The 1,159-nt window shown below is 56.0% G+C and carries 1 protein-coding gene and 1 pseudogene; both read left to right on the top strand.

The window, feature by feature from the left end; all coding sequences use genetic code 11:
* A pseudogene (locus tag AC1DRJ_RS28735) lies at positions 1-363 on the top strand (polysaccharide biosynthesis/export family protein); the annotation flags it as partial.
* A gap of 14 nt (positions 364-377) precedes the next feature.
* Positions 378-1,037, top strand: coding sequence for a YjbF family lipoprotein (locus tag AC1DRJ_RS28730; RefSeq protein ID WP_477805118.1), 660 nt, complete (start codon positions 378-380; stop codon positions 1,035-1,037).
* Positions 1,038-1,159: the final 122 nt, after the last annotated feature.

Raw genomic sequence — 1,159 nt, 5'->3', positions numbered from 1 at the left:
GTCTATGTGTTGGGTGAGGTTGTCGCGACTCGCGCGCTTGTCTTCAAAGGCAGCAACATGAACCTCACCGACGCCCTTGGCACGGTTGGCGGTTTACGCCAGGAAACGTCCAGTGGCAAAGAAGTTTATGTGATCCGTGGTGTAGAGAATCTGGCAGCTGAACCGGTCAAGGTATTCCAGATCGACCTGAAGTCGCCTTCGGCATACGCCCTTGCCCAACACTTCAAGCTGCATCCGCAGGATGTGGTCTATGTCGGTCCGGCCGATGTCACTCGCTGGAACCGTTTCATCAGCCAGGTATTCCCTACGGCCAACCTGCTTAGTACGGGTGTCGGTATTCAAGATGACCTAAACAACAACTAAGCACTGGAATTTTTGTGAAATTTCTGCGACTGGCCGCCCTATCGGTGACCTCCTTTCTTGTGAGCGCCTGCAATCCGTTGTCGACCGCTGCCATAGACACGCTGAAAGTCGCGTTCCAAGTGCCTGAGCCCTTGAACCTGACTCGCCAGCAAGTCGATGCAACGCCTTACTACCAGATCACCATCGAGGCACCTACGGGCGAAGCCGTCATGGCGCTGGTGCGTCTGCAGGATGGTGTCGGTTTCTGGATGGCTTCGACCCGCCAGATCCTGATGCTGGAAGATGGCCTGGCCATTCGCAGTGTCGGTTTCAACGAAAATCTTGACGGCACTCGCTTTGACGGAGCGTCCCCATTCAAGACCGGCCTGCATCGTATTCCCGATGGTCTGCAGTCTCGGCGTCAGGTCGACTTCATCTCTGGTTACCGGATGGGCGTGATCATTACCAGCCGCTTCAACAAGAAAGGGCTGGAAACCGTGCAAATCCTCGACCGCGACGTCGAGCTGTTGCGCGTGGACGAAGACTTCACGATGGAAGGCTTGGGCTTTAGCGCGCAGAACCGCTATTGGGTCGACCCCATCGACGGCTTCATCATGGCCAGCGAGCAGCACCTCACCCCCGAATTGCCCCTACGCATTGTTCAAGTGCGCCCGAATAAGCCGGTAGTGCAATGATTTTTCGTTCTTCCTGGCTGCTTTGCTGCAGCCTGTTCATGACGTTTGCTGCAAATGCCGAATCGCTGGTGACTGTGCAGGGAGATGCCGCTAAACCCGGGCGTTACACCTTCGAGCAAGGT

The organism is Pseudomonas sp. P5_B2 (genome assembly GCF_056400445.1).
Note: the sequence above shows the minus strand (reverse complement) of the source record. Positions and strands in the feature narration are given on the sequence as shown.